Raw genomic sequence first — 18,074 nt, 5'->3', positions numbered from 1 at the left:
CCGGTCCTCAGATCTGCATTCTGGCTATTTCGAGATAGGCGGTGACGACCTTGTCGCGGATGGCGATGGCGGTCTGCAGCGTCTGCTCGGCGTTCATGACGGCGTCGACCACTTCGCGGGTCGTCGCCTTGCCCTGGATGGCTTCGAAGGACTTGGTTTCGCTCAGTCTGAGCGAATTGGTCGCTTCCGTCGCCATGTCGCCCATCACCTGGGCGAAGCTCATGCCCGTACCGGTGCCCTGCGCGGCGGCAGAGGATACGGTGCTGGACGTGTCGTTGGTGACGCTCGAAAGGGCGCCGGTGGAGAAGAGCGAATTGACGCCCTTGATGCTCTCGATCATTGCGATGCCCTCAGGAGGTCGATGGTCGCGCTGATCAGATCGCGTGACTGTTTGATGCTCTGCAGGTTGGCTTCATAGGAGCGGTTGGCTTCCCGCATGTCGGCCATTTCGATCAGCATGTTGACATTCGGCATCTTGACGACGCCCTGTTCGTTTGCCGCCGGGTTGCCGGGGTCGTATTCGGTCGAGAACTCGCCCTCGTCGACGCCGAGACGCTCGACCTGAACCAGCGAGGCACCGGTCGCCCGGTCGAGCTCGGAGGCGAAGGTCACGGTCTTGCGGCGGAACGGGTCCGCGCCAGGCGTGTCGCCGGTGGAACGGGCATTTGCCAGGTTTTCCGAAACGATGCGAATGCGGGTAGATTGCGCCTCAATTCCCGAGGCCGCGACTTTCATTGAAGCTACGAGCGGATCCATTTTTTACCTTCTGACTGTCATCAGCATCATGCGATGAAAGGCCTTTACGAGGCCGGCATTCAACTCGAAATCACGCTTGACCTGGCCCTCTTTCATGAGTTCCTCGGCAATACCGACAGTGTTGCCGGACTCCTGCACGCCGATCTCTTCGGTGGGTTTGGTTTCGATCACGCGGCTTGCCATTTCGCTTTCGGTGAAATGGCCCGGCTGCGTTGCCGCCATGCGGATGCCCGTGGTTTCGAGCACCGCCTGAAAGGGGGTGACGTCCTTCGCCTTGAACCCGGGGGTGTTGGCGTTGGCGATGTTGCCTGCAACCACACTCTGGCGGACTGAGAGCCAATCGGCTTGCTTCGATGCCAGTTCAAACAGTTGTATCGGTTGCATGACAAGCTCCATCCTTGTTCGAGATGAACCTACGGAGCCAATCTTGCGTGGGACTTGCTCCCGTGGCGGGGCGTCTGCAAGTGCCTGAATTTCCGGTAAAATAAAGTGCTCCAGCGACCTTTTCGACCGCGAGCGGACGACCGGTCGCGACATGGCGGACCGGCCGAATCAGAGGTGAACTGAGGCCCGTTTGCCTCAGTTGCGTTTGACGATCTCGCCGTTCGAAGTGACGATGACCCAGGCGCCGTCGCGCTGTTCGAGGGTCGCCAGGCGACTGTTGTCCGGCAGGATGGAGCCGACGCGCACGATATACATGCCGCGCGCGTCTTCGATCAGCGCCCGGCCGTTCGCCACATGCATGAGGCGGAAGCCGGAATTTGCTGGCAGCGGCTGGTCGAGGCCGGTATCCAGCGGCGCACCCAGCGTCTTTTCCGTGCTGCCGCCAGCGGTGGTGGCGGTCGCGACGGGGTCGACGCTCTCGAGCGGCGGGGTGTCGTCGTTGTCGATCATGGCGGCGGGCGAAACGCTCATCACCTCCCTGGCCGCCGTCTCCGGCAGGTCCCGGGTCTTGCCCTCCCACAGCGCCGGCACGGAGAACTTCCCCGGATTGAGGAAGACATACCAGGGGAAGAAGGCGGCCCCGGCAGCAAGCAGCACGCCGACGCCGGCAAGCACCTTGTCGCCGGTACTGTAGCGCCCGCCTTCCGACCGCTTGATCGGCTGAACCCTCTCGTCCGCGTCGAAATCCGTCACTGTCATCCCCTTCCTCGTGCCGGTGCACCGCCCTGCCCGGCTGCATTCTTCAGCGCCGTGGCAAGATCGGAAAACGAATCGGCCGCAGGCCGTTCGCTCGGCGTCTGTTTCAGAACCTCATAGATGATCGGCACCTGCTTGATCGCCATGTCGAGATCGGGATCGCCGCCCGGGCGATAGCCGCCGATGAGGCGCAGGTCCCGCGTTTCCTCGAAGCGATGGATCAGCGCCTTCAGGCGCGAGACCAGCTTTTCCTGGTCCGGCGTCCAGGCCTTGCGAGCGAGGCGCGAGATCGAGGCAAGTGGATTGATCGGCGGGTAGCGCCCCTCCTCCGCAAGGCTGCGCTCCATCACGATGTGCCCGTCCAGAATGCCGCGCGTCGAGTCGGCGATCGGGTCGTTGTGGTTGTCGCCGTCGACGAGGATCGAGATGATCGCGGTGATCGAGCCGGATCCTTCCGCGCCGGGACCGGCACGTTCGAGCAGGCGGGGCAGTTCGGTGAAAACCGAGGCCGGATAACCGCGCGCGATCGGCGGCTCGCCGGAAGCCGTCGCCACCTCGCGGATCGCATGGGCAAAGCGCGTCACGCTGTCGATGATGAGCAGCACATTGTCGCCCTGGTCGCGGTAATGTTCGGCGATGGTGACGGCGGTCAGCGGCGCCATCTTGCGTAGCATCGGACTTTCGTCGCTGGTCGCGACAACCGCGACCGACTTGGAAAGATTGTCGCCGAGCGTATCTTCGATGAATTCTCGCACTTCACGGCCGCGTTCGCCGACAAGCGCGATGACGACCTTGTCAAAGGCATCGGCGCGCGCCAGCATCGACAGCAGCGTCGATTTGCCGACACCCGAACCGGCGAAGATGCCGAGACGCTGGCCGAGGCAGAGCGGTGCAAAGATATCGATCGCCCGAACGCCCGTGCTGAAACCCTTTTCGACACGCTTGCGCGTCATCGACGGCGGCGCGGAATTGTGGATGGAGCGGCGATCGTCCCCCTGTACTAGGGGTCCGAGCCCGTCGATCGGCTCGCCAAGCGCATTGATCGTGCGGCCGCACCAGGAGGCTGTCGGCGCGACACGGAAGGCGCCCTTGCGGATGACCGTGTCATGGATGCTGATCGGCTCGCCCGGCTCGATCGGGCAGACCACGACTGAATCCGGCTCGACACGCACCACCTCGCCGAGATGGATGCCGGTGGGGCTGCGATGCGCCACGAATTCGCCGAGCCGTACATGGCGCGACAGGCCGCTCACCGTATAGTTGCCGGCGGCGATCGTCTGGACATGGCCACCGTGCACGACGGAGAATTCCGGCGACGAATAGCGCTTCACGAGGCCAGCAAGCGCATTGAGCATGCGGCCGCCTTCGGGTCTGTTGGGTGTCCTGTTGTCTGTCGCCGCCATGATCGTTTACCGGCTTCCACCCAGGGTGCGCACCGCCTCGTTCATCGATTCCTCGCTGTCGCGCAACAGCGATGCGATGCTTTCGAAGGCGCGCGTCACCTGGATGAGCTGCGTCATCTCGCCGATGGCGTTGACGTTGGATTCCTCGACATAGCCCTGCACCACGCCGGCATCGAGGCGATCGATCACCGGTTCCGGCGGAATGGCGGTGATGATGCCGCTGTTGCCGGCCCGCGTGAACCCGCCGGACAGATCCGCCGAGAAGAGGCCGAGTGCCGCGACCGGCTGGCCGTTCTGGTTGAGCTGGCCATCGGCGCTGAGCACGATCGGCCCATTGGCACCATCAAGCTGGATCGGCCCGCCACCGGCATCGAGCACGGCGTAACCATTGAGCGTCACCAGCTCGCCGGCTTCCGTCAGCGTGAAGCGACCGTCGCGGGTGAGTGTCGGGCCGGAGGGCGTCTCCACCTGGAACCAGGCATCACCCTTGATGGCGAAATCCAGGGTGCCGCCGGTCTCGGTCATGCCGCCGGCGCGCGTCGAGATGAATTCGTTGCCTTGCGAAACAAAGGCGACGTCGGCGACCTTCTGGTCGCTGATCACCTGGTTGAATTTCACTTCCGTGGCGCGAAAGCCGACGGTCGTCGAGTTCGCGACGTTGTCGGCGAGGGTCGTCAGGCGGCGGTCGAGCGCAAGCTGGGACGAAAGCGATACATAGAGCCCGGTCTGCATGTCAGCGACCTCCGAGTTTCAGGTTATTGATGGATAGAAGCAGGTCGGTCGAAATGCCGGTGAGGCTCGACGGCTGGAAGGCCGTCAGCGGGTCGTAGCTGCCGGATGGGTTTTCCAGTTCCCACATCGCGGTGAAGCGCTCCAGGAACTTTCCGACCTTCAGCGGGTCCTTGAAATCCTCGAGATCAAGCACGTCTTCATAGTAGGCGGCCTGGCGGTCGATATCGGTCGCGGCGAATTCCGCCGGAAGCTGGAAGGCCGTGCGCACGACCTGCGCCAGCGCGTCATCGGCGATGATCGAATAGCCCGATGTGACGGTGGATGCCATGCGCTCGAAATAGAGCGCGAGCCGAACACCGGTATTGTCCTCACCGGCGCTGAGCTCAAGCGTCTGGCGGGTGTATTTGTCGACCATGCCCTTCTGGGCGCGCTCGAAGGTGGTGGCGAGTTCGCCATACTTGGCGAAATTGAGCGATTCCGCCAGGGCCTTGTAGCGCGTGTCGGTAAGCTTGTTGGCGAAGGCGTCCTTGTCGTCGACACCTTCAGTCAGCACCTTGCGCATGAAGGCCTTGGCATAGGCCATGTCCTCCAGGCCATGTGCCTTCATGACATAGTTATAAAGCCGGCTGTCGGCGAAGAAGTCGTCGACCGATTTCACGCCGCCGATCTTCGACAGGTAATATTCGGTCTCCCGCTTGACGTCCGGCTGCTCCGACACGCGGTTCAGCGACGTCTGGAGGTCGGCGGTAATCAGCTTGTAGCTTGTATAGGTGGTCGTCACGATTGGCCGCCGATCAAGGTGCAAGAGGGCACGATTGCCCGTTTTGAGCCATGATCCTGCGGGTTTTTGCTTGCGCGAACCTGATCCGTGAACCCGCCGTTAGGTACAGCTTCACGCAAGGCTGGAACCGTATCTCCAGAACGGTCAGAATTGTGTCGGGACACCAGCGCTCATGAACATCATCATCGGTCTTATCGTTACCTTCGGCTGCGTCCTCGGCGGCTATATGGCCATGGGCGGGCACCTGGAGGTGTTGAACCAACCCTTCGAACTCCTCATCATCGGCGGCGCCGGGATCGGCGGCTTCATCGTCGCCAACACGATGAAGGTGATCAAGGAGACCGGAAAGGCGCTTGGCGAGGCCTTCAAGCACAAGGTTCCGAAGGAGCGCCACTATCTCGATACGCTCGGCGTGCTCTACAGCCTGATGCGGGACCTGCGCACGAAGTCGCGCAACGAGATTGAAGCGCATATCGACAACCCGGCCGAATCCACGATCTTCCAGTCCGCCCCGACGGTTCTCGCCAACCATGAACTGACGGCCTTCATCTGCGACTATGTCCGCCTCATCATCATCGGCAATGCCCGCAGCCATGAGATCGAGGCGCTGATGGATGAGGAAATCCAGACGATCACGCGCGACAAGATGAAGCCCTACCACGCACTCGGCACGATGGGCGACGCCTTCCCGGCAATCGGCATCGTCGCGGCCGTTCTCGGCGTTATCAAGGCCATGGGCGCCATCAACGAAAGCCCTGAAGTGCTCGGCGGCAAGATCGCGGCCGCCCTCGTCGGCACGCTGCTCGGCGTGTTCCTGTCCTACTCGATCGTCACCCCGATCATCACCAACATCAAGGTGGTGCGCGAAAAGCAGAACCGCCTCTACATCATCGTGAAGCAGACGCTGCTCGCCTACATGAACGGCTCCGTGCCGCAGGTAGCGTTGGAATATGGCCGCAAGACCATCTCCTCCTACGAACGCCCGTCGATCGACGCGGTGGAGCAGGAAATGATGAACCCTGGCGGCGGATCGAAGGCGGCCTAAGAGATGAGAGACGCGACCGTGACTGCACCGCCCGCCATGGACCCGATCGTTCTCGCCCGCCTCACCGGCCGGCTCGGCGACCAGGCAACGATCTCCAAGCTCTGCGCCACCCTCGGCGAGGTCTTCGCGGAATTCCTGCCGGACATGCTGGAAAGCGAGCTTGGCTTCGAGGTCGCCGTTTCCTATGCGGGTTTCGAGACCGGCAAATACGGGCCGCTGATATCGGGCCTCGGCGGCGCCATGGCCTGCTGCGATGCGTCGCTGCGCAACTGGTGTGATCGCTTCACCCTGATCTGCGACAGCCCGATGATCATCACGCTCGTCGAGAACATGCTCGGCGCCGTCAGCGATTCGATCGAGGATCCGGAAGCACGCCCGCTCTCCAAGATCGAGCTCGATCTCGCCGCCATGATGTTCGACCGTATTTCCAGCGTGCTGAAAACCGCCGTCACCGATGCGAACAGCTACGAACCCTTCCTCGGCCCGTCGCACAACGCCGAGACGCGCAAGCCTGCGGAGGACGGTTCGGACGACACTTTCGTCGCCATGATCAACATGTCCGTCGGCATCGGGCCTGTTCTATCGACTTTCCACGTCATCATTCCGCAGCACGTTCTTCTGAAGTCGACGGTCACCGCCCCCAAGCCTGCCAACGCGGCGAAAACCCGCGTCGAGTGGAGCGAAGAGCTCGGCGAGCAGGTCCGCCGCTCGAAGGTGACGCTCGAGGCGCGCATCCGCCTCGAAGCGCAGACGCTCGACACGATCAGCCGGCTTCAGGCCGGTGACATCATCCCGTTCAACGAATCGGGTGACGTGCGCGTCGAGGTCAATGCCAACGGCCGCAATCTCTACGTCTGCGAATTCGGCCGCTCCGGCGCCCGCTACACGGTTCGCGTCAAGGATACATACGGCTCGGAGGACGACATCCTCCAGCACATCATCGGATAGTTTAGGCATGAAGCCTGTCGAGCGGAACGCCTCAGGCAAGTTTCGAATGGAATAGTGGTCATATGGCACCGAAGAAAACACCCCTTGACGACATGACGCCTTCCCTCAACGCGGGCGACCAGGAACTGGAGCAGGCGATCGACGACCTGCGCGGCGTTCTTCAGAAGGATGCTGTTTCCGGCGCGATGGGCACTGGCCTGCCGGCGACCGTCGACGACGACCCGCTCGCCGCCTTCGGCGGCGATTTCGGCAGCTCCGACTTCGGTGGTGGCGCGGCATCCGATTTCAGCGCCGACACCAGCTTCGGCGGTTCGGATTTCGGCGGCTCCGACTTCGGTGGCGGCAACGATTTCTCCGCGGACCTTGGCGAAGCCTCGAAGCCGGGCAGCGCGCTTGAGTCCAACATGGACCTGATCATGAACATCCCGATCGATCTGCAGATCGTTCTGGGCTCGTCGCAGATGCAGGTCTCCAGCCTCATGAACCTCAGCGAGGGCGCCACGATTGCGCTCGACCGCCGCATCGGCGAGCCCGTCGAGGTCATGGTCAACGGCCGCGTAATCGGCCGGGGCGAAATCACCGTTCTTGAAAACGACGACACCCGCTTCGGGGTGAAGCTCATCGAAGTGAAGAGTACACGAAAGGTCTGATACCGGTTTAGGTTTCAGGAGGATGATCCATGATGGATTTCGAAAATTTCGGCACCTCCACAGCGGTAGGAACACCGCTTTCGGCGGTTGAGAAGGCTGCAGCCGTCCTTCTCGCCATGGGCAAGGGTGTTGCCGGCAAGCTGCTGAAGTATTTCACCCAGAGCGAGCTCCAGGCGATCATCGCCGCCGCGCAGAACCTGCGTGCCATCCCGCCCCATGAACTGATCGACCTCGTCAACGAGTTCGAGGACCTGTTCACCGAAGGTGCAGGACTGATGGACAATGCCAAGATGATGGAAGGCATTCTCGAAGAGGGCCTGACGCCGGACGAAGTGGATGGCCTGCTTGGCCGCCGCGCCGCCTTCCAGGCCTTCGAGACGACGATCTGGGACCGTCTGCAGGACGCCGACCCGGTCTTTGTTGCGAAATTCCTGCTCAACGAACATGCGCAGACGATCGCCTACATCCTGTCGATGATGCCCTCCGCCTTCGGCGCCAAGGTGCTGCTCGAAATTCCGGAAGAGCGCCGCGCCGATGTCATCAACCGTACGGTCAACCTGAAGGACGCGAGCCCGAAGGCGACCGCGATCGTAGAGGCCCGCGTCATCGAGATGATCAACGCGCTGGATGCGGATCGCAACGCGGTCGGCACCAACAAGGTCGCGGACCTCATGAACGAGTTGGAGAAGTCGCAGGTCGACGAAATGCTCGCCTCGCTCGAAACGGTCTCGACCGAATCGGTCAAGAAGGTGCGCCCGAAGATCTTCCTCTTCGAGGACGTGCTCTACATGCCGCAGAAGAGCCGCGTCTCGCTCTTCAACGACGTCTCCGGCGACATCATCACGGCCGCGTTGCGCGGCACGCCGATGGAACTGCGCGAGGCAATCCTCGCCTGCATCGGCGCACGCCAGCGCCGCATGATCGAATCCGATCTCGCTGCCGGCGACCAGGGCGTCAACCCGCGCGAAGTGGCCATCGCCCGCCGCTCGATCACGCAGGAAGCCATCCGCCTCGCGGCGGCCGGACAAATACAGTTGAAGGAAAAGGAAGAAGAGCGGCAGGCTGCCTGACCCTCCTTGACACGTTGACGCCACAGGCGGAGCGTATCTGCGGCCCGAATCTCCTTTCAGGGGGTTCGGGCCGTTTGTTTTTGGCCGACCATGGCCACCGGGGAGCGCGACATGTCCGACGAGGACAAGGACAGTAAAACAGAACTCCCGTCAGAGAAGAAAATCCAGGATGCCATGGAGAAGGGCAATACGCCTTTCTCCCGCGAAATCACCATGTTCGCCTCGACGCTGGCGATCTATCTCTACCTCGTCTTCTTCATGCCGGGCGGCATTGCCCGCATGAACGAAACGTTGCGCGACTTTTTCGAACAGCCGGAGGCCTGGAATCTCAAATCCGGCACGGACGTCATTGCCATCTTCCGCCATCTCGGCTGGGAGGCAGGTGCCCTGATGCTACCCATCCTCGTGATGATGATGGCTTTCGGCGTGATCTCGTCGATCCTTCAGAACCTGCCAAGCCCGGTACTGGAGCGGGTGCGACCGCAAATGTCCCGCCTCAGCCTGATAAAGGGCCTCGGCCGCCTCTTCGGCAAGCAGGGCCTCGTCGAATTCGGCAAGTCGCTGATCAAGATCCTGATCGTGTCGCTGGTCGTGGCCCTTGCCATGCGCGGCAACTATTTCGCTTCGCTCGACACCATGTTTTCCGAGCCGGCGGCGCTGATCTACATGATGGTCTCGGACATCAACAAGGTGCTGCTGATCATTCTTTTCGCCACCGCGATCATCGCCGGCCTGGACTTCGCCTGGACCCGCCATCACTGGTTTTCCGAACTGATGATGACGAAGCAGGAAGTGAAGGAGGAAATGAAGCAGTCGCAGGGTGACCCGATCGTCAAGGCGCGCATGCGCTCGATCCAGCGCGACCGCGCCCGCAGGCGCATGATTACCGCAGTGCCGCGCGCCACCCTCGTCATCGCCAACCCGACTCACTTTGCCGTTGCGTTGCGTTACGTGCGCGAAGAAGGCGACGCGCCGGTGATCGTCGCCAAGGGACAGGACCTTGTCGCCCTGAAGATTCGCGAGATCGCGGAAGAAAACGGAATTCCCGTTTTTGAAGACCCACCGCTCGCACGCTCAATGTTTGCGCAAGTCTCGGTGGATAGTGTCATTCCACCGGTGTTCTACAAAGCTGTGGCGGAACTGATTCACCGGGTATATGCAGCTTCGCCCCAGACCAGACGGGTAAACTAGATCCGATGAGAAAATGCACCTATTCCGCCGAACGCGAGAAGATTGTTGCAGAAGCAATTTGCCCGGTCGCCACAGAGCTCAGATTGCTCGATGCAGCCGATCTTGTCTCGTTGTTGCGTTTCGAGTGCTACGGTAATCTGGCCGACCTGGTCTCTTCAGCCGCCGAGCTTTACTTCCTGCCCGGCACGGTCAATTTCGGCGCCGGCGGTGACTATCGCCTCGACTGGGACACGGAGCCGGAGGTAACGCTGGACATGGAACTCCGCCCGCAGGGCGTGACGGTCTATGCGAAACTGCTGCTTCAGAAGGACACGGCCGGCGTAGAGGTCACCCACGTCGCCTTTAACGACCCGGCAGCTGATCCGGACGACAACACGGCTTTCCTGCGCAAGAGCCTCGCAGAGGCGCGCTACGTGAAGTCCAGCCCGTCGTCGCCACAGGCCCATTGACGAAAAAGGCAGCGGCCATGCCGGGCATGGCCGCATTCATTTGTCAGTTGATGTAACCGAGGCGAATGGCCTTGGCGATTGCCTGGATGCGGTTCACCGCATCGAGCTTCGTGGTGGCTGTGCCGAGATAGGCGTTCACGGTGTGCACCGAAAGCCCCATCTTCTCGGCAATCGCCTCTGAAATGCAGCCGTCGCCGGCCATCTGCAGGCAGGCGATCTCGCGCTCGCTGAGCGCTTCGGATGGCGCCAGCCTCTTTTCCTCGCAGGCCAGCATGTCGATGAGCACCTGGCAGCTCTTCATATGGATATCGACGATCAGGTCGCTGGAGGGCGAGATGAAGGTGCCCATGAAGACGACATAACCATTGCCATGCGCGCCCAGCCGGATGGGGAATGCGATGCCCGACCAGGGCAGGAGTTGCGCCGGGAGGCGCGTGGTGAAGGGTTCGGCACCCGATTCGGCGAACTGGTTGTTGCCTGCACCTTCCCAAATCAATGGCAGCATGGAGGCTTCGAGATGGGCAAGCATCGCCGAACCATACGCGTCGAGGAGCGTACGGGTGTTCGTACCGATGTCACGGCCCCAGTTGTGCAGTGAAAGCGTCAGCTTGCGCGCCGAGGGAAGGCCATGGCCGGCAACCCGGAGAACCGCGAAATTCTCGGCCCCGATGACCGTCTGCATCATCTGCAGGCGGGAAACGAAATCGGACGCCCGCGCGATCTTCGGTGGCCGCGCGAGCCGGATTTCCACCTCGAGGGCGGCAGGACCGGAAAGCTGGATGTTCATGGCAGTTCTCCTCAGACCAGGCTGTTGCGAACGGCCCAGGCGATTGCTTCCGACCGCGTCTTCGTCGCGGTCTTGCGCATCACGCTGGTGATGTAGTTGTTGATCGTGTTGCGTGAAATGCCGAGGATGACGGCGATCTCGTCGCTCGTCTTGCCTTCGGCAATCCAGTAGAGGCACTCGATCTCACGTTCCGTCAGTTCCATCTCGCGGTCATGACGCAGGATCGCTCCCTGGCAGCAGACGCTGGCGAAGTAACCGGTCATGACGCCGACGTCGCGCAGCTTGCTCTGCGAGAGGATGAAATGCTCCGGGAAGAGGAGCAGCAGCGACATGCGCACCCGGCCGACATGGAAAGCGATGACGCAATATTCGCGGCTGGTGCCTTTCGGCACCGCGACGTCATCAGCCAGGTGGTGGAAGCAGGGCTTGAGCAGCCCGAGGCACTTGTCCAGCTCGCTCATGCGGGACTGGCTGGCGATGACTGCACCGGAAATCGTGCGCACCATGTCAAAAGGCCAGTCCGAGGCGACGACGGTTTCGAGGCCCGCTTCGGGCGAGACGTCGTGGCGAACGAGAAGGTAATGCGAAGCGCTTACATAGTCGGTCAGCGCTTTCAGACCGGAGGAAAGGCCGGCGCGATTTGCACAGCGGCCGAGATGTTGAACCAGAAGCTCACGCGCACTCTTACGCTCACTCGCTTCCGCGGTGAATCCATAGGATTCCCGGGCCGCGACATCCGACCGGATCGTTTCCATGATAGCCCCCTGTTCCGATTCCGAACGGAGAACTCCCGCCTCCTTCCCGTCAAGGATTTTGGAACCATCCAAAACCCTTCCCGCTCAGGCCGCATCGGCAAGAATCACCAAACGAATCAGTAACTAAAGTGTACATCGGCTATCGCTAAAAACCACCGCCATCTTCTCGGGATTTACTTTTGCAACCTTCTGTGAATCGACTTGAGGGGAGTGATTTGCTTGTCTGCCTTCCTGAAAGGCATAGCGTTAAGCGATTGTTAACCATGCATTATTCGCAACCGCCCGAACAAAAGCCCGTGCTAATTCGAGTGAAAATTGCGGCCTGCCCATGCCGCTCTCAACCAATGTGGTGGTAAAATTTTTTCAGCAATCACACGGCCGTGAACGCGCCTGCCGACGCTTGGAGTCCGAATGAACGAATTTGCTGCGCGCGGGCTGAACAAGCGTTGCCGAAAAGCGACAGGCCGGGCTCAAAAAACGGCAGGCGTATTCTTTCCCGCAAACGAAAACGCGGCCACTGCGGGCCGCGTTTTGATCGTTCTTATGGGAGGAGCCGTCAGGCTGCTTCTCTCTCGGCGGACCACTTGCGCAGGATTTTCGCAGCACGTTCCTCGCTGATGTCCACCATCCGGCCGAGGCGGCGTTCCGGGCCTTCCTTGACGCGACGGTTGAAGGTGCCGTCGCCGTCGTCGCCAGCATTGAGCAGGTCGTCCGTGCTGTCGAAGCCGAAGTCCGCGCCGAAGCCGTCCATGAGGGTAGCACCAGGGCCACCGATGCCGGCAGCGGGCGAGAAGTCGGGCAGCTCGAGGCCGGCCGCATCGCTTTCCAGCGCATTGGCCGCAGCGCCGCCACCGGTGACGGAGCGGACCGCCGGGCGAAGACCGAACCACACCACCAGGAAGGCGACACCGACGAAGGCGAGCGCATTGATGATGCCGCCGAGATTGCGCGTCAGCACCTCCATGACGCCCGGTCCGGGCACGGCCTCGTTGAGCAGCTGATGATCGAGGAATTCCATCGCGGTGATGGTCACGACATCGCCGCGCTCGCCATTGAGACCGGCTGCGGACGAGACGATCTTCTGCATATCCGCGATATAGGCGTCGACCTTCGCCTGATCCGCCGGCTCTCCCACCATGGCCGCAATGCGGGCCCGGTTGACGACGACGGCGACTGACAGCTTCTCGAGCGCATAGCCGTTGCGAACGGTCGCGACGGTCTTGCTGTTGATTTCGTAGTTGGTCTGCTCTTCCTTCTTGTCCGCCGCGTCGCTCGACTTCTGGCCGTTGGCCTCGCCCTGGGGACCGCCCTGCGGAATGTTCTGCTCGACGGTCGCGGCCTTGTTGGCGGCCTGCTGCTCGGACTTCTGGGTTTCCCGCGTCACGCGGACAGAGCGCTCGACGCGCGATTCCGGATCGTAGACCGTCTCCTGGATCTGCTGCGTATCCATGTTGAGTGCTGCGGTGACACTGGCGCGGAAATTCTCCATGCCGAGGAAGGGAGCAAGCGCCTTCTCGATGTTGCGCTCGACTTCGCTCTGTATGGTCTGCACGGCCGTCAACGACCGGTTGACCGCACCGTTCTCCGCATCGTCGCCGGAGGCGAGAAGCTGGCCGGCGGAGTCAAGGATGGTAACGCCATCGACCTCAAGCCCCGGAACCGAGGCTGCCACCAGGTGGCGGATCGCGGCCGACGATTCACGGCCGACCTGCGCGCCTGCGCGGATCATGACGGAGGCGGTCGGCACCTGTTCGGCTTTGCGGAAGTTGCCGCGCTCCGGCATGACGATGTGCACCCGGGCGGCGGCGATGCCACTGATCTGCTGGATGGTGCGGGCGATTTCGCCTTCAAGGGCGCGAACGCGTGTCACTTCCTGCATGAAGGAGGTAAGGCCGAGGGAGCCGACCTTGTCGAAGAGTTCGTAGCCGGAATTGGCGCTGTTCGGCAGGCCGCGTTCGGCGAGATAGAGCCGCGCCTTGCCGGTCTGGCCGACCGGGACCTCGATGCTGTCGCCTGCCGTTCCGGTGGTGAAATCGATATTGGCTTCGGCGAGCGCCAGGCTGATCTGGTTGACGTCGGTCTTTTCTAGTCCGACGTAAAGTGTCTCGTAAGCGGGCTTGTTTACCAGGATCCCGGCTGCAAGCACGAGACCGATCGAAACGACGGCGGCTCCCGCCAGCATCGCGAGCTTCGCCTGCCCCAGCGAAGCCAGGTTCTTGTAGACTTTCGTCAACTGTTCCAACAGATTCATTCTGTTCCCGCACGGACTAGTCGCCTGGACACCGGGCAACATGCCGGCGCTATCAGACAAATTTTCAATCTCGTGGGACGAAACCGGCACATTTCCGCACGCGCCGCCTGCCCCATGGAATACGCGGATCTAACTGACCCGAGGTGGAGACTAGCCGCTGAAACTTGCGCGAACATGTCGTTGCCATGCGGGACGAAGGGGCATGCGACAACGAGAAATGGCGCCACAAGGGCGCCATCTGAAAAGCTGATTACTCTTTCAAATCAACTAGAAGGCTTCGAAGTCGCCGACCGCCTTGCCGATAGGCTGGGAATGGCCGTGGCGCATTCCATTGCTCAGCGCCTTCTGCATATCGGCAAGCTTCACCAGATTGAGCGCCGTCGTGACGTCAACGACCCAGTTTTCCGGAATGCTTCCGGTGATCGTGTCGATGAACTCGGCAAGGCCGCGCGTCTTCTGCACGGCAAGGTCGATGCCCTGCAGCACCATCATGCGTTCGGCGGCGTGCACTCCCGTTTCGCCGTGAACAGCGGCCAGCTGCGGCTCGATCCGTTCGATCAGATAGGCGACGTCGTGCAGTTCGGACACGATACGCATCAGGACATCCGGAAGGGCTTCCTCCATGGCAGTCGCTGCACTCAGATACTCGGCTTGCATGGGTAACCCTTTTCCCCCGTGCGGGGCCGGCAGATCGATGATCGGGACCGGCAACACACATACCTTGGTATTTTCGCTTCCTTCGGGCGCGATTGCCCGATCAGAAGAATTCGATCGAGCTTTCGACGGGCCGCGCGACAGGAACGGGCCGCTGCTCCAGCGCCACCGTCTTCTGCGTCTCGACGCCGGTCAGCGCATATTGCCGCGCGCGGCCACTCGACGGCCAGTATTCCAGCTTGCGCCCGTGTTCGCCGCCCGTGCTTTCGCCGACGACCTTGATGCCTTCGTCCATCAGGAACTGCCTGGCAAACAGCGCGTTCTGTTCGCCGACATTGGAGAAGCGCGCGATCGTCTTCGCGCCGCCAAAGATCTTCGCTTCCAGCCGGTCGCGCCGCGCGCCCTGCTTGAGGAGGCCGTTGATCAGCAGTTCCATCAGATGCACGCCGTAGCGTGTGGCGTCGCCGCCCGAGGCCATGGCCTCGGCCGACCCCGGCAGCAGGAAATGGTTCATGCCACCAACACCAATGACCGGGTCACGCATGCAGGCGGCCACGCACGAACCGAGAATGGTGGTGAGCACCACATTCGGATCGTTGAGGACCTTGTATTCGCCCTGAATGACATGGACGCGGCGCGTCCCGGCTTCTGCTATCATTTCAATGCCCCGAACACTGCTTCGATGGCCGCCTTCATCTTCTCGATGGTGAACGGCTTGGCGAGAACGTTGTTGGCACCGAGCGCCGCCGCCTTCTGCACCAGGGCACGGTCGCCCTGTGCGGTCAGGATGATGAAGGCTGCCTTCTTGGTGGTGGGGTTGGACCGCACCGCCTGAAGGAACTCGATGCCATCCATCTTCGGCATGTTGAAATCGGAGATGACGAGGTGATGGGGCTGCTGGGCCATGATGGCCATGCCCTGCGCACCGTCACCGGCTGCCGTGATCTGCTTGAAGCCAAGCTGCTGCAGGGCATCACCCAGCAGCAGGCGACTGGTCACCTGATCATCGACTATGAGGACTTTAATTTTTTCAGCGATAGACATTATTCGCTCCCTTCTCTACGGGCCGCAGTGATTTTCAAGATTTCCTCCCCTATGGAGGAGAGCGGAAACTGGTGTTCTACGGCACCCAATTCGAAAGCCACTCTCGGCATTCCATATACGACGCAGGTTTTTTCGTTCTGACCGATGGTCCGAGCGCCTGCATGACGCATTTTCAAAAGGCCGCTTGCCCCGTCCCGGCCCATGCCGGTCAGGATGACGCCGACGGCGTTGCGGCCCGCAAGTTCGGCAACCGAATCAAACAGCACATCCACCGAAGGGCGATGGCCGTTGACCGGATCCCGTTCCACCAACCGGCAGCAAGGTGCATGCACGTTGGCAATCTGGAGATGGCGCTCGCCGCCGGGCGCCAGATAGATTTTCCCGATTTCGAGCCGCGCGCCGTCGGTCGCTTCCTGCACGACCGGGGCACAGAGCCGGTTCAGCCGCTCCGCAAAGCTCTTTGTAAAGCTCGGCGGCATGTGCTGCGTGATGACGGTCGGCGGGCAATTCGCCGGGAACTTCTGGAGCACGGCGATGAGCGCTTCGACGCCCCCCGTCGAGGACCCGATGGCGATGACCCTGCGACCGGGCTTGTAGCTGGCAACCGGGTTGACGCTCGTGGCGGTCGGTGCAAGCGGCGGCGGGTCGGCATGGAACCGGCGCTGCGAGCGGGCGGCGGCCTTCACCTTTTCGGCGAGATCGCCGAACGGGCGGGCGTCACCCGGCTGCGGCTTGCCGACGCAATCGAAGGCGCCGATTTCCAACGCCATCAACGAGGCTTCCGCGCCGCGATGGGTCAGCGTCGAGACCATGATGACCGGCATCGGCCGGAGCTTCATGATCTTGTCGAGGAATTCGAGCCCGTTCATGTTCGGCATCTCGATATCCAGCGTCACGACGTCCGGATTGAGCTGCTTGATCGCGTTGCGGGCTTCCATGGCGTCGCCGGCCTGCCCGACGACATTGACGTCCGGGTCGGAATTGAGCACGGCCGTGATCAGGCCGCGCATGGTCGGCGAATCGTCAACGACGAGTACGCGCGCGGGTGCCATCATACGCTCCTCCTGTGCTTGCCGGTGTAGCGGTAGGTTGTGATGCCGATATTATCGAACTGGTTTTTCGCCTCGCCGGAAACGCGCTCCGAATGGCCGATATAGAGATGGCCGTTGTCGCCCAGCATGCCGGCGAAACGCGACCAGATCTTCACCTGCGTCGGCTCGTCGAAGTAGATGACGACGTTGCGGCAGAAGATGACATCGAACGGCCCCTTGAACGGCCACTGCGCCATCAGGTTCAGTTCGTTGAAGGTGACGAGGCGCTTCACCCGGTCGTCGATCTGCCATTTCTGCCGGCCGCCGACCTCCGTCTCGCGGAAGAACTGCTTGCGCATGGCGGGATTGACCGTTTCGAGCGCCGTCGCGTCGTAGGCGCCGGCCCGAGCGATTGCGAGAATCTTCGGGTCGATATCCGTCGCGAGGATACGAAAATCGTAATCGGCGGCATTCGGCATCATCGAGAGCACGGTGAGCGCGATCGAATAGGGCTCCTGCCCGTCCGAGCAGGCGGCCGACCAGATGCGCACGCGGCCGCCATTGCGGGCCCGCGCCAGAAGATCCGGCAGCACGTCGCTCTTCAGATGGTCGAAGTGGTGGTTTTCGCGGAAGAAGCGGGTGAAATTGGTCGTCAGATGCGACAGCATTTCCTTGCGCGGCCCCGCACCGGCCGGTGAGGAGACGAGCGCACAATATTCCCGGAACCCCTTGAGGCCGAGCTGGCGGATATGCTTCGACAGGCGGGAATAGACGAGCGAGGCCTTCGTCTCGTTGAGATAGATGCCGGCATCCGCATAGATCATGGCCGCAATCTCGGTGAGATCCTTGCGCGTCAGCGGATATTCGCCGCTCGCCAGGCACTCGTCCGGAGACTGTCTCGTATCGATGGCCGGGGAATAGGTCATGCGGCTTCGCTTTCCGTATGCGGGAAGAGGGAATCGAGTTCGATGAGACAGATCATGCGGCCCTCGATGGCGAGGATGCCGCGGGCGTAGCCCTTTTCCGCTTCGTTCGCGATGTCCGGCGTCGGCTGGATGTTCTCGTCGGTGACGGTGAGGATGTCCGAGACCGAATCGACGAGCAGCCCCACCACCTTCGGCCCGACCTGGGCAACGATGATGACATGACGGACGGTCGGCTCGGCCGGCTTCATGCCGAGGCGTTGAGACATGTCGACGATCGGCAGGACGGCGCCGCGCAGGTTGATCATGCCCAGGACATAGGATGGCGCGTGCGGCATCGGTGTCGCCGGGGTCCAGCCACGGATTTCCCGGACCGACATGACGTTCACGCAGAACTCCTGGTCAGCGATCCTGAACGCGATCAGCTCGCGCCCGTGCATGATGTTCTTTCCTGCGTACGTCAT

22 protein-coding genes are annotated in these 18,074 nt (G+C 61.8%); 6 read left to right on the top strand and 16 right to left on the bottom strand.

Translation table 11 applies throughout. The annotated features are described in order from the left end of the window. Positions 1-7: 7 nt before the first annotated feature. The 7 genes from fliE to AC1RT2_RS23550 form a co-directional block, all read right to left on the bottom strand. A complete protein-coding gene (gene fliE, locus AC1RT2_RS23580; protein ID WP_069059964.1) occupies positions 8-340 on the bottom strand; it encodes a flagellar hook-basal body complex protein FliE in 333 nt (110 codons plus the stop codon). After that, positions 337-756 (bottom strand): flagellar basal body rod protein FlgC, encoded by a 420-nt coding sequence (flgC, locus tag AC1RT2_RS23575; RefSeq protein ID WP_493105822.1) that lies wholly within the window; start codon positions 754-756, stop codon positions 337-339. Before flgC ends, fliE begins: the two co-directional genes overlap by 4 nt. Positions 757-759: 3 nt before the next feature. Continuing rightward, a complete protein-coding gene (flgB, locus tag AC1RT2_RS23570) occupies positions 760-1,140 on the bottom strand; it encodes a flagellar basal body rod protein FlgB (protein WP_069061516.1) in 381 nt (126 codons plus the stop codon). A gap of 195 nt (positions 1,141-1,335) precedes the next feature. Next, positions 1,336-1,899: a flagellar protein gene (locus AC1RT2_RS23565; protein ID WP_493105820.1), complete on the bottom strand. Its 564-nt coding sequence runs from the start codon at positions 1,897-1,899 to the stop codon at positions 1,336-1,338. Then, positions 1,896-3,299, bottom strand: a complete 1,404-nt coding sequence (fliI, locus tag AC1RT2_RS23560) for a flagellar protein export ATPase FliI (protein WP_493105818.1) — start codon at positions 3,297-3,299, stop codon at positions 1,896-1,898. The genes AC1RT2_RS23565 and fliI overlap by 4 nt, the downstream gene beginning before the upstream one ends. A gap of 6 nt (positions 3,300-3,305) precedes the next feature. Next, entirely contained in the window at positions 3,306-4,031 is a 726-nt protein-coding gene (gene flgF, locus AC1RT2_RS23555) for a flagellar basal-body rod protein FlgF (RefSeq protein ID WP_069059967.1), read from the bottom strand. 1 nt (position 4,032) lies between these two features. Then, positions 4,033-4,812 (bottom strand): DUF1217 domain-containing protein, encoded by a 780-nt coding sequence (locus AC1RT2_RS23550; RefSeq protein ID WP_069061518.1) that lies wholly within the window; start codon positions 4,810-4,812, stop codon positions 4,033-4,035. Positions 4,813-4,984: 172 nt separating this feature from the next. Here AC1RT2_RS23550 and motA point away from each other — a divergent pair, with 172 nt between their 5' ends. From motA to AC1RT2_RS23520, 6 genes are all read left to right on the top strand, one after another. After that, positions 4,985-5,857 carry a flagellar motor stator protein MotA gene (gene motA / locus AC1RT2_RS23545; protein WP_069059968.1) on the top strand — a complete coding sequence of 291 codons (873 nt, stop codon included), beginning with the start codon at positions 4,985-4,987 and terminating at the stop codon, positions 5,855-5,857. A 3-nt stretch (positions 5,858-5,860) separates the two neighbouring features. Beyond that, a complete protein-coding gene (locus AC1RT2_RS23540; RefSeq protein ID WP_069059969.1) occupies positions 5,861-6,805 on the top strand; it encodes a FliM/FliN family flagellar motor switch protein in 945 nt (314 codons plus the stop codon). A gap of 62 nt (positions 6,806-6,867) precedes the next feature. Next, the gene (gene fliN / locus AC1RT2_RS23535) at positions 6,868-7,455 is read left to right on the top strand and encodes a flagellar motor switch protein FliN (protein WP_493105814.1); all 588 of its coding nucleotides are present in this window, start codon (positions 6,868-6,870) and stop codon (positions 7,453-7,455) included. Between the two features lie 29 nt (positions 7,456-7,484). After that, positions 7,485-8,525 (top strand): flagellar motor switch protein FliG, encoded by a 1,041-nt coding sequence (gene fliG / locus AC1RT2_RS23530; RefSeq protein ID WP_069059971.1) that lies wholly within the window; start codon positions 7,485-7,487, stop codon positions 8,523-8,525. Between the two features lie 111 nt (positions 8,526-8,636). Further along, entirely contained in the window at positions 8,637-9,716 is a 1,080-nt protein-coding gene (gene flhB / locus AC1RT2_RS23525; protein WP_069061519.1) for a flagellar biosynthesis protein FlhB, read from the top strand. A 5-nt stretch (positions 9,717-9,721) separates the two neighbouring features. Beyond that, positions 9,722-10,165, top strand: a complete 444-nt coding sequence (locus AC1RT2_RS23520) for a BspJ family T4SS effector nucleomodulin (RefSeq protein ID WP_069059972.1) — start codon at positions 9,722-9,724, stop codon at positions 10,163-10,165. Between the two features lie 43 nt (positions 10,166-10,208). Here AC1RT2_RS23520 and visR read toward each other — a convergent pair whose 3' ends face one another. The 9 genes from visR to AC1RT2_RS23475 form a co-directional block, all read right to left on the bottom strand. Further along, positions 10,209-10,952 carry a transcriptional regulator VisR gene (gene visR, locus AC1RT2_RS23515; protein WP_493105811.1) on the bottom strand — a complete coding sequence of 248 codons (744 nt, stop codon included), beginning with the start codon at positions 10,950-10,952 and terminating at the stop codon, positions 10,209-10,211. An 11-nt stretch (positions 10,953-10,963) separates the two neighbouring features. Continuing rightward, a complete protein-coding gene (gene visN, locus AC1RT2_RS23510; protein ID WP_069059974.1) occupies positions 10,964-11,707 on the bottom strand; it encodes a transcriptional regulator VisN in 744 nt (247 codons plus the stop codon). A gap of 556 nt (positions 11,708-12,263) precedes the next feature. Further along, complete coding sequence (gene fliF / locus AC1RT2_RS23505) at positions 12,264-13,958, bottom strand: flagellar basal-body MS-ring/collar protein FliF (protein ID WP_069059975.1); 1,695 nt, start codon at positions 13,956-13,958, stop codon at positions 12,264-12,266. 267 nt (positions 13,959-14,225) lie between these two features. Further along, complete coding sequence (gene cheT, locus AC1RT2_RS23500; RefSeq protein WP_493105808.1) at positions 14,226-14,615, bottom strand: chemotaxis protein CheT; 390 nt, start codon at positions 14,613-14,615, stop codon at positions 14,226-14,228. Between the two features lie 100 nt (positions 14,616-14,715). Next, positions 14,716-15,270, bottom strand: a complete 555-nt coding sequence (cheD, locus tag AC1RT2_RS23495; RefSeq protein ID WP_069059977.1) for a chemoreceptor glutamine deamidase CheD — start codon at positions 15,268-15,270, stop codon at positions 14,716-14,718. Further along, positions 15,267-15,656: a response regulator gene (locus AC1RT2_RS23490; RefSeq protein ID WP_069059978.1), complete on the bottom strand. Its 390-nt coding sequence runs from the start codon at positions 15,654-15,656 to the stop codon at positions 15,267-15,269. The genes cheD and AC1RT2_RS23490 overlap by 4 nt, the downstream gene beginning before the upstream one ends. Next, positions 15,656-16,711: a protein-glutamate O-methylesterase CheB gene (cheB, locus tag AC1RT2_RS23485; RefSeq protein WP_069059979.1), complete on the bottom strand. Its 1,056-nt coding sequence runs from the start codon at positions 16,709-16,711 to the stop codon at positions 15,656-15,658. Before cheB ends, AC1RT2_RS23490 begins: the two co-directional genes overlap by 1 nt. Then, positions 16,708-17,613 carry a protein-glutamate O-methyltransferase CheR gene (gene cheR / locus AC1RT2_RS23480; protein ID WP_069059980.1) on the bottom strand — a complete coding sequence of 302 codons (906 nt, stop codon included), beginning with the start codon at positions 17,611-17,613 and terminating at the stop codon, positions 16,708-16,710. Before cheR ends, cheB begins: the two co-directional genes overlap by 4 nt. Next, a complete protein-coding gene (locus tag AC1RT2_RS23475; RefSeq protein ID WP_069059981.1) occupies positions 17,610-18,074 on the bottom strand; it encodes a chemotaxis protein CheW in 465 nt (154 codons plus the stop codon). The genes cheR and AC1RT2_RS23475 overlap by 4 nt, the downstream gene beginning before the upstream one ends.

This window comes from Shinella sp. GW821-FHT11G07 (assembly GCF_058808115.1).
This window is presented reverse-complemented; position numbering and strand designations above follow the sequence as displayed.

What these genes read in the sequence shown, in the direction of transcription:
- AC1RT2_RS23565 (WP_493105820.1), bottom strand. Translation starts at nt 1,899, where the DNA reads ATGACAGTGACGGATTTCGACGCGGACGAGAGGGTTCAGCCGATCAAG.
- fliF (WP_069059975.1), bottom strand. Translation starts at nt 13,958, where the DNA reads ATGAATCTGTTGGAACAGTTGACGAAAGTCTACAAGAACCTGGCTTCG.
- visN (WP_069059974.1), bottom strand. Translation starts at nt 11,707, where the DNA reads ATGGAAACGATCCGGTCGGATGTCGCGGCCCGGGAATCCTATGGATTC.
- cheR (WP_069059980.1), bottom strand. Translation starts at nt 17,613, where the DNA reads ATGACCTATTCCCCGGCCATCGATACGAGACAGTCTCCGGACGAGTGC.
- motA (WP_069059968.1), top strand. Translation starts at nt 4,985, where the DNA reads ATGAACATCATCATCGGTCTTATCGTTACCTTCGGCTGCGTCCTCGGC.
- flgB (WP_069061516.1), bottom strand. Translation starts at nt 1,140, where the DNA reads ATGCAACCGATACAACTGTTTGAACTGGCATCGAAGCAAGCCGATTGG.
- AC1RT2_RS23540 (WP_069059969.1), top strand. Translation starts at nt 5,861, where the DNA reads ATGAGAGACGCGACCGTGACTGCACCGCCCGCCATGGACCCGATCGTT.
- flgF (WP_069059967.1), bottom strand. Translation starts at nt 4,031, where the DNA reads ATGCAGACCGGGCTCTATGTATCGCTTTCGTCCCAGCTTGCGCTCGAC.
- fliG (WP_069059971.1), top strand. Translation starts at nt 7,485, where the DNA reads ATGATGGATTTCGAAAATTTCGGCACCTCCACAGCGGTAGGAACACCG.
- fliE (WP_069059964.1), bottom strand. Translation starts at nt 340, where the DNA reads ATGATCGAGAGCATCAAGGGCGTCAATTCGCTCTTCTCCACCGGCGCC.
- visR (WP_493105811.1), bottom strand. Translation starts at nt 10,952, where the DNA reads ATGAACATCCAGCTTTCCGGTCCTGCCGCCCTCGAGGTGGAAATCCGG.
- AC1RT2_RS23490 (WP_069059978.1), bottom strand. Translation starts at nt 15,656, where the DNA reads ATGTCTATCGCTGAAAAAATTAAAGTCCTCATAGTCGATGATCAGGTG.
- cheT (WP_493105808.1), bottom strand. Translation starts at nt 14,615, where the DNA reads ATGCAAGCCGAGTATCTGAGTGCAGCGACTGCCATGGAGGAAGCCCTT.
- flhB (WP_069061519.1), top strand. Translation starts at nt 8,637, where the DNA reads ATGTCCGACGAGGACAAGGACAGTAAAACAGAACTCCCGTCAGAGAAG.
- cheB (WP_069059979.1), bottom strand. Translation starts at nt 16,711, where the DNA reads ATGATGGCACCCGCGCGCGTACTCGTCGTTGACGATTCGCCGACCATG.
- flgC (WP_493105822.1), bottom strand. Translation starts at nt 756, where the DNA reads ATGGATCCGCTCGTAGCTTCAATGAAAGTCGCGGCCTCGGGAATTGAG.
- fliI (WP_493105818.1), bottom strand. Translation starts at nt 3,299, where the DNA reads ATGGCGGCGACAGACAACAGGACACCCAACAGACCCGAAGGCGGCCGC.
- cheD (WP_069059977.1), bottom strand. Translation starts at nt 15,270, where the DNA reads ATGATAGCAGAAGCCGGGACGCGCCGCGTCCATGTCATTCAGGGCGAA.
- fliN (WP_493105814.1), top strand. Translation starts at nt 6,868, where the DNA reads ATGGCACCGAAGAAAACACCCCTTGACGACATGACGCCTTCCCTCAAC.
- AC1RT2_RS23520 (WP_069059972.1), top strand. Translation starts at nt 9,722, where the DNA reads ATGAGAAAATGCACCTATTCCGCCGAACGCGAGAAGATTGTTGCAGAA.
- AC1RT2_RS23475 (WP_069059981.1), bottom strand. Translation starts at nt 18,074, where the DNA reads ATGACGTACGCAGGAAAGAACATCATGCACGGGCGCGAGCTGATCGCG.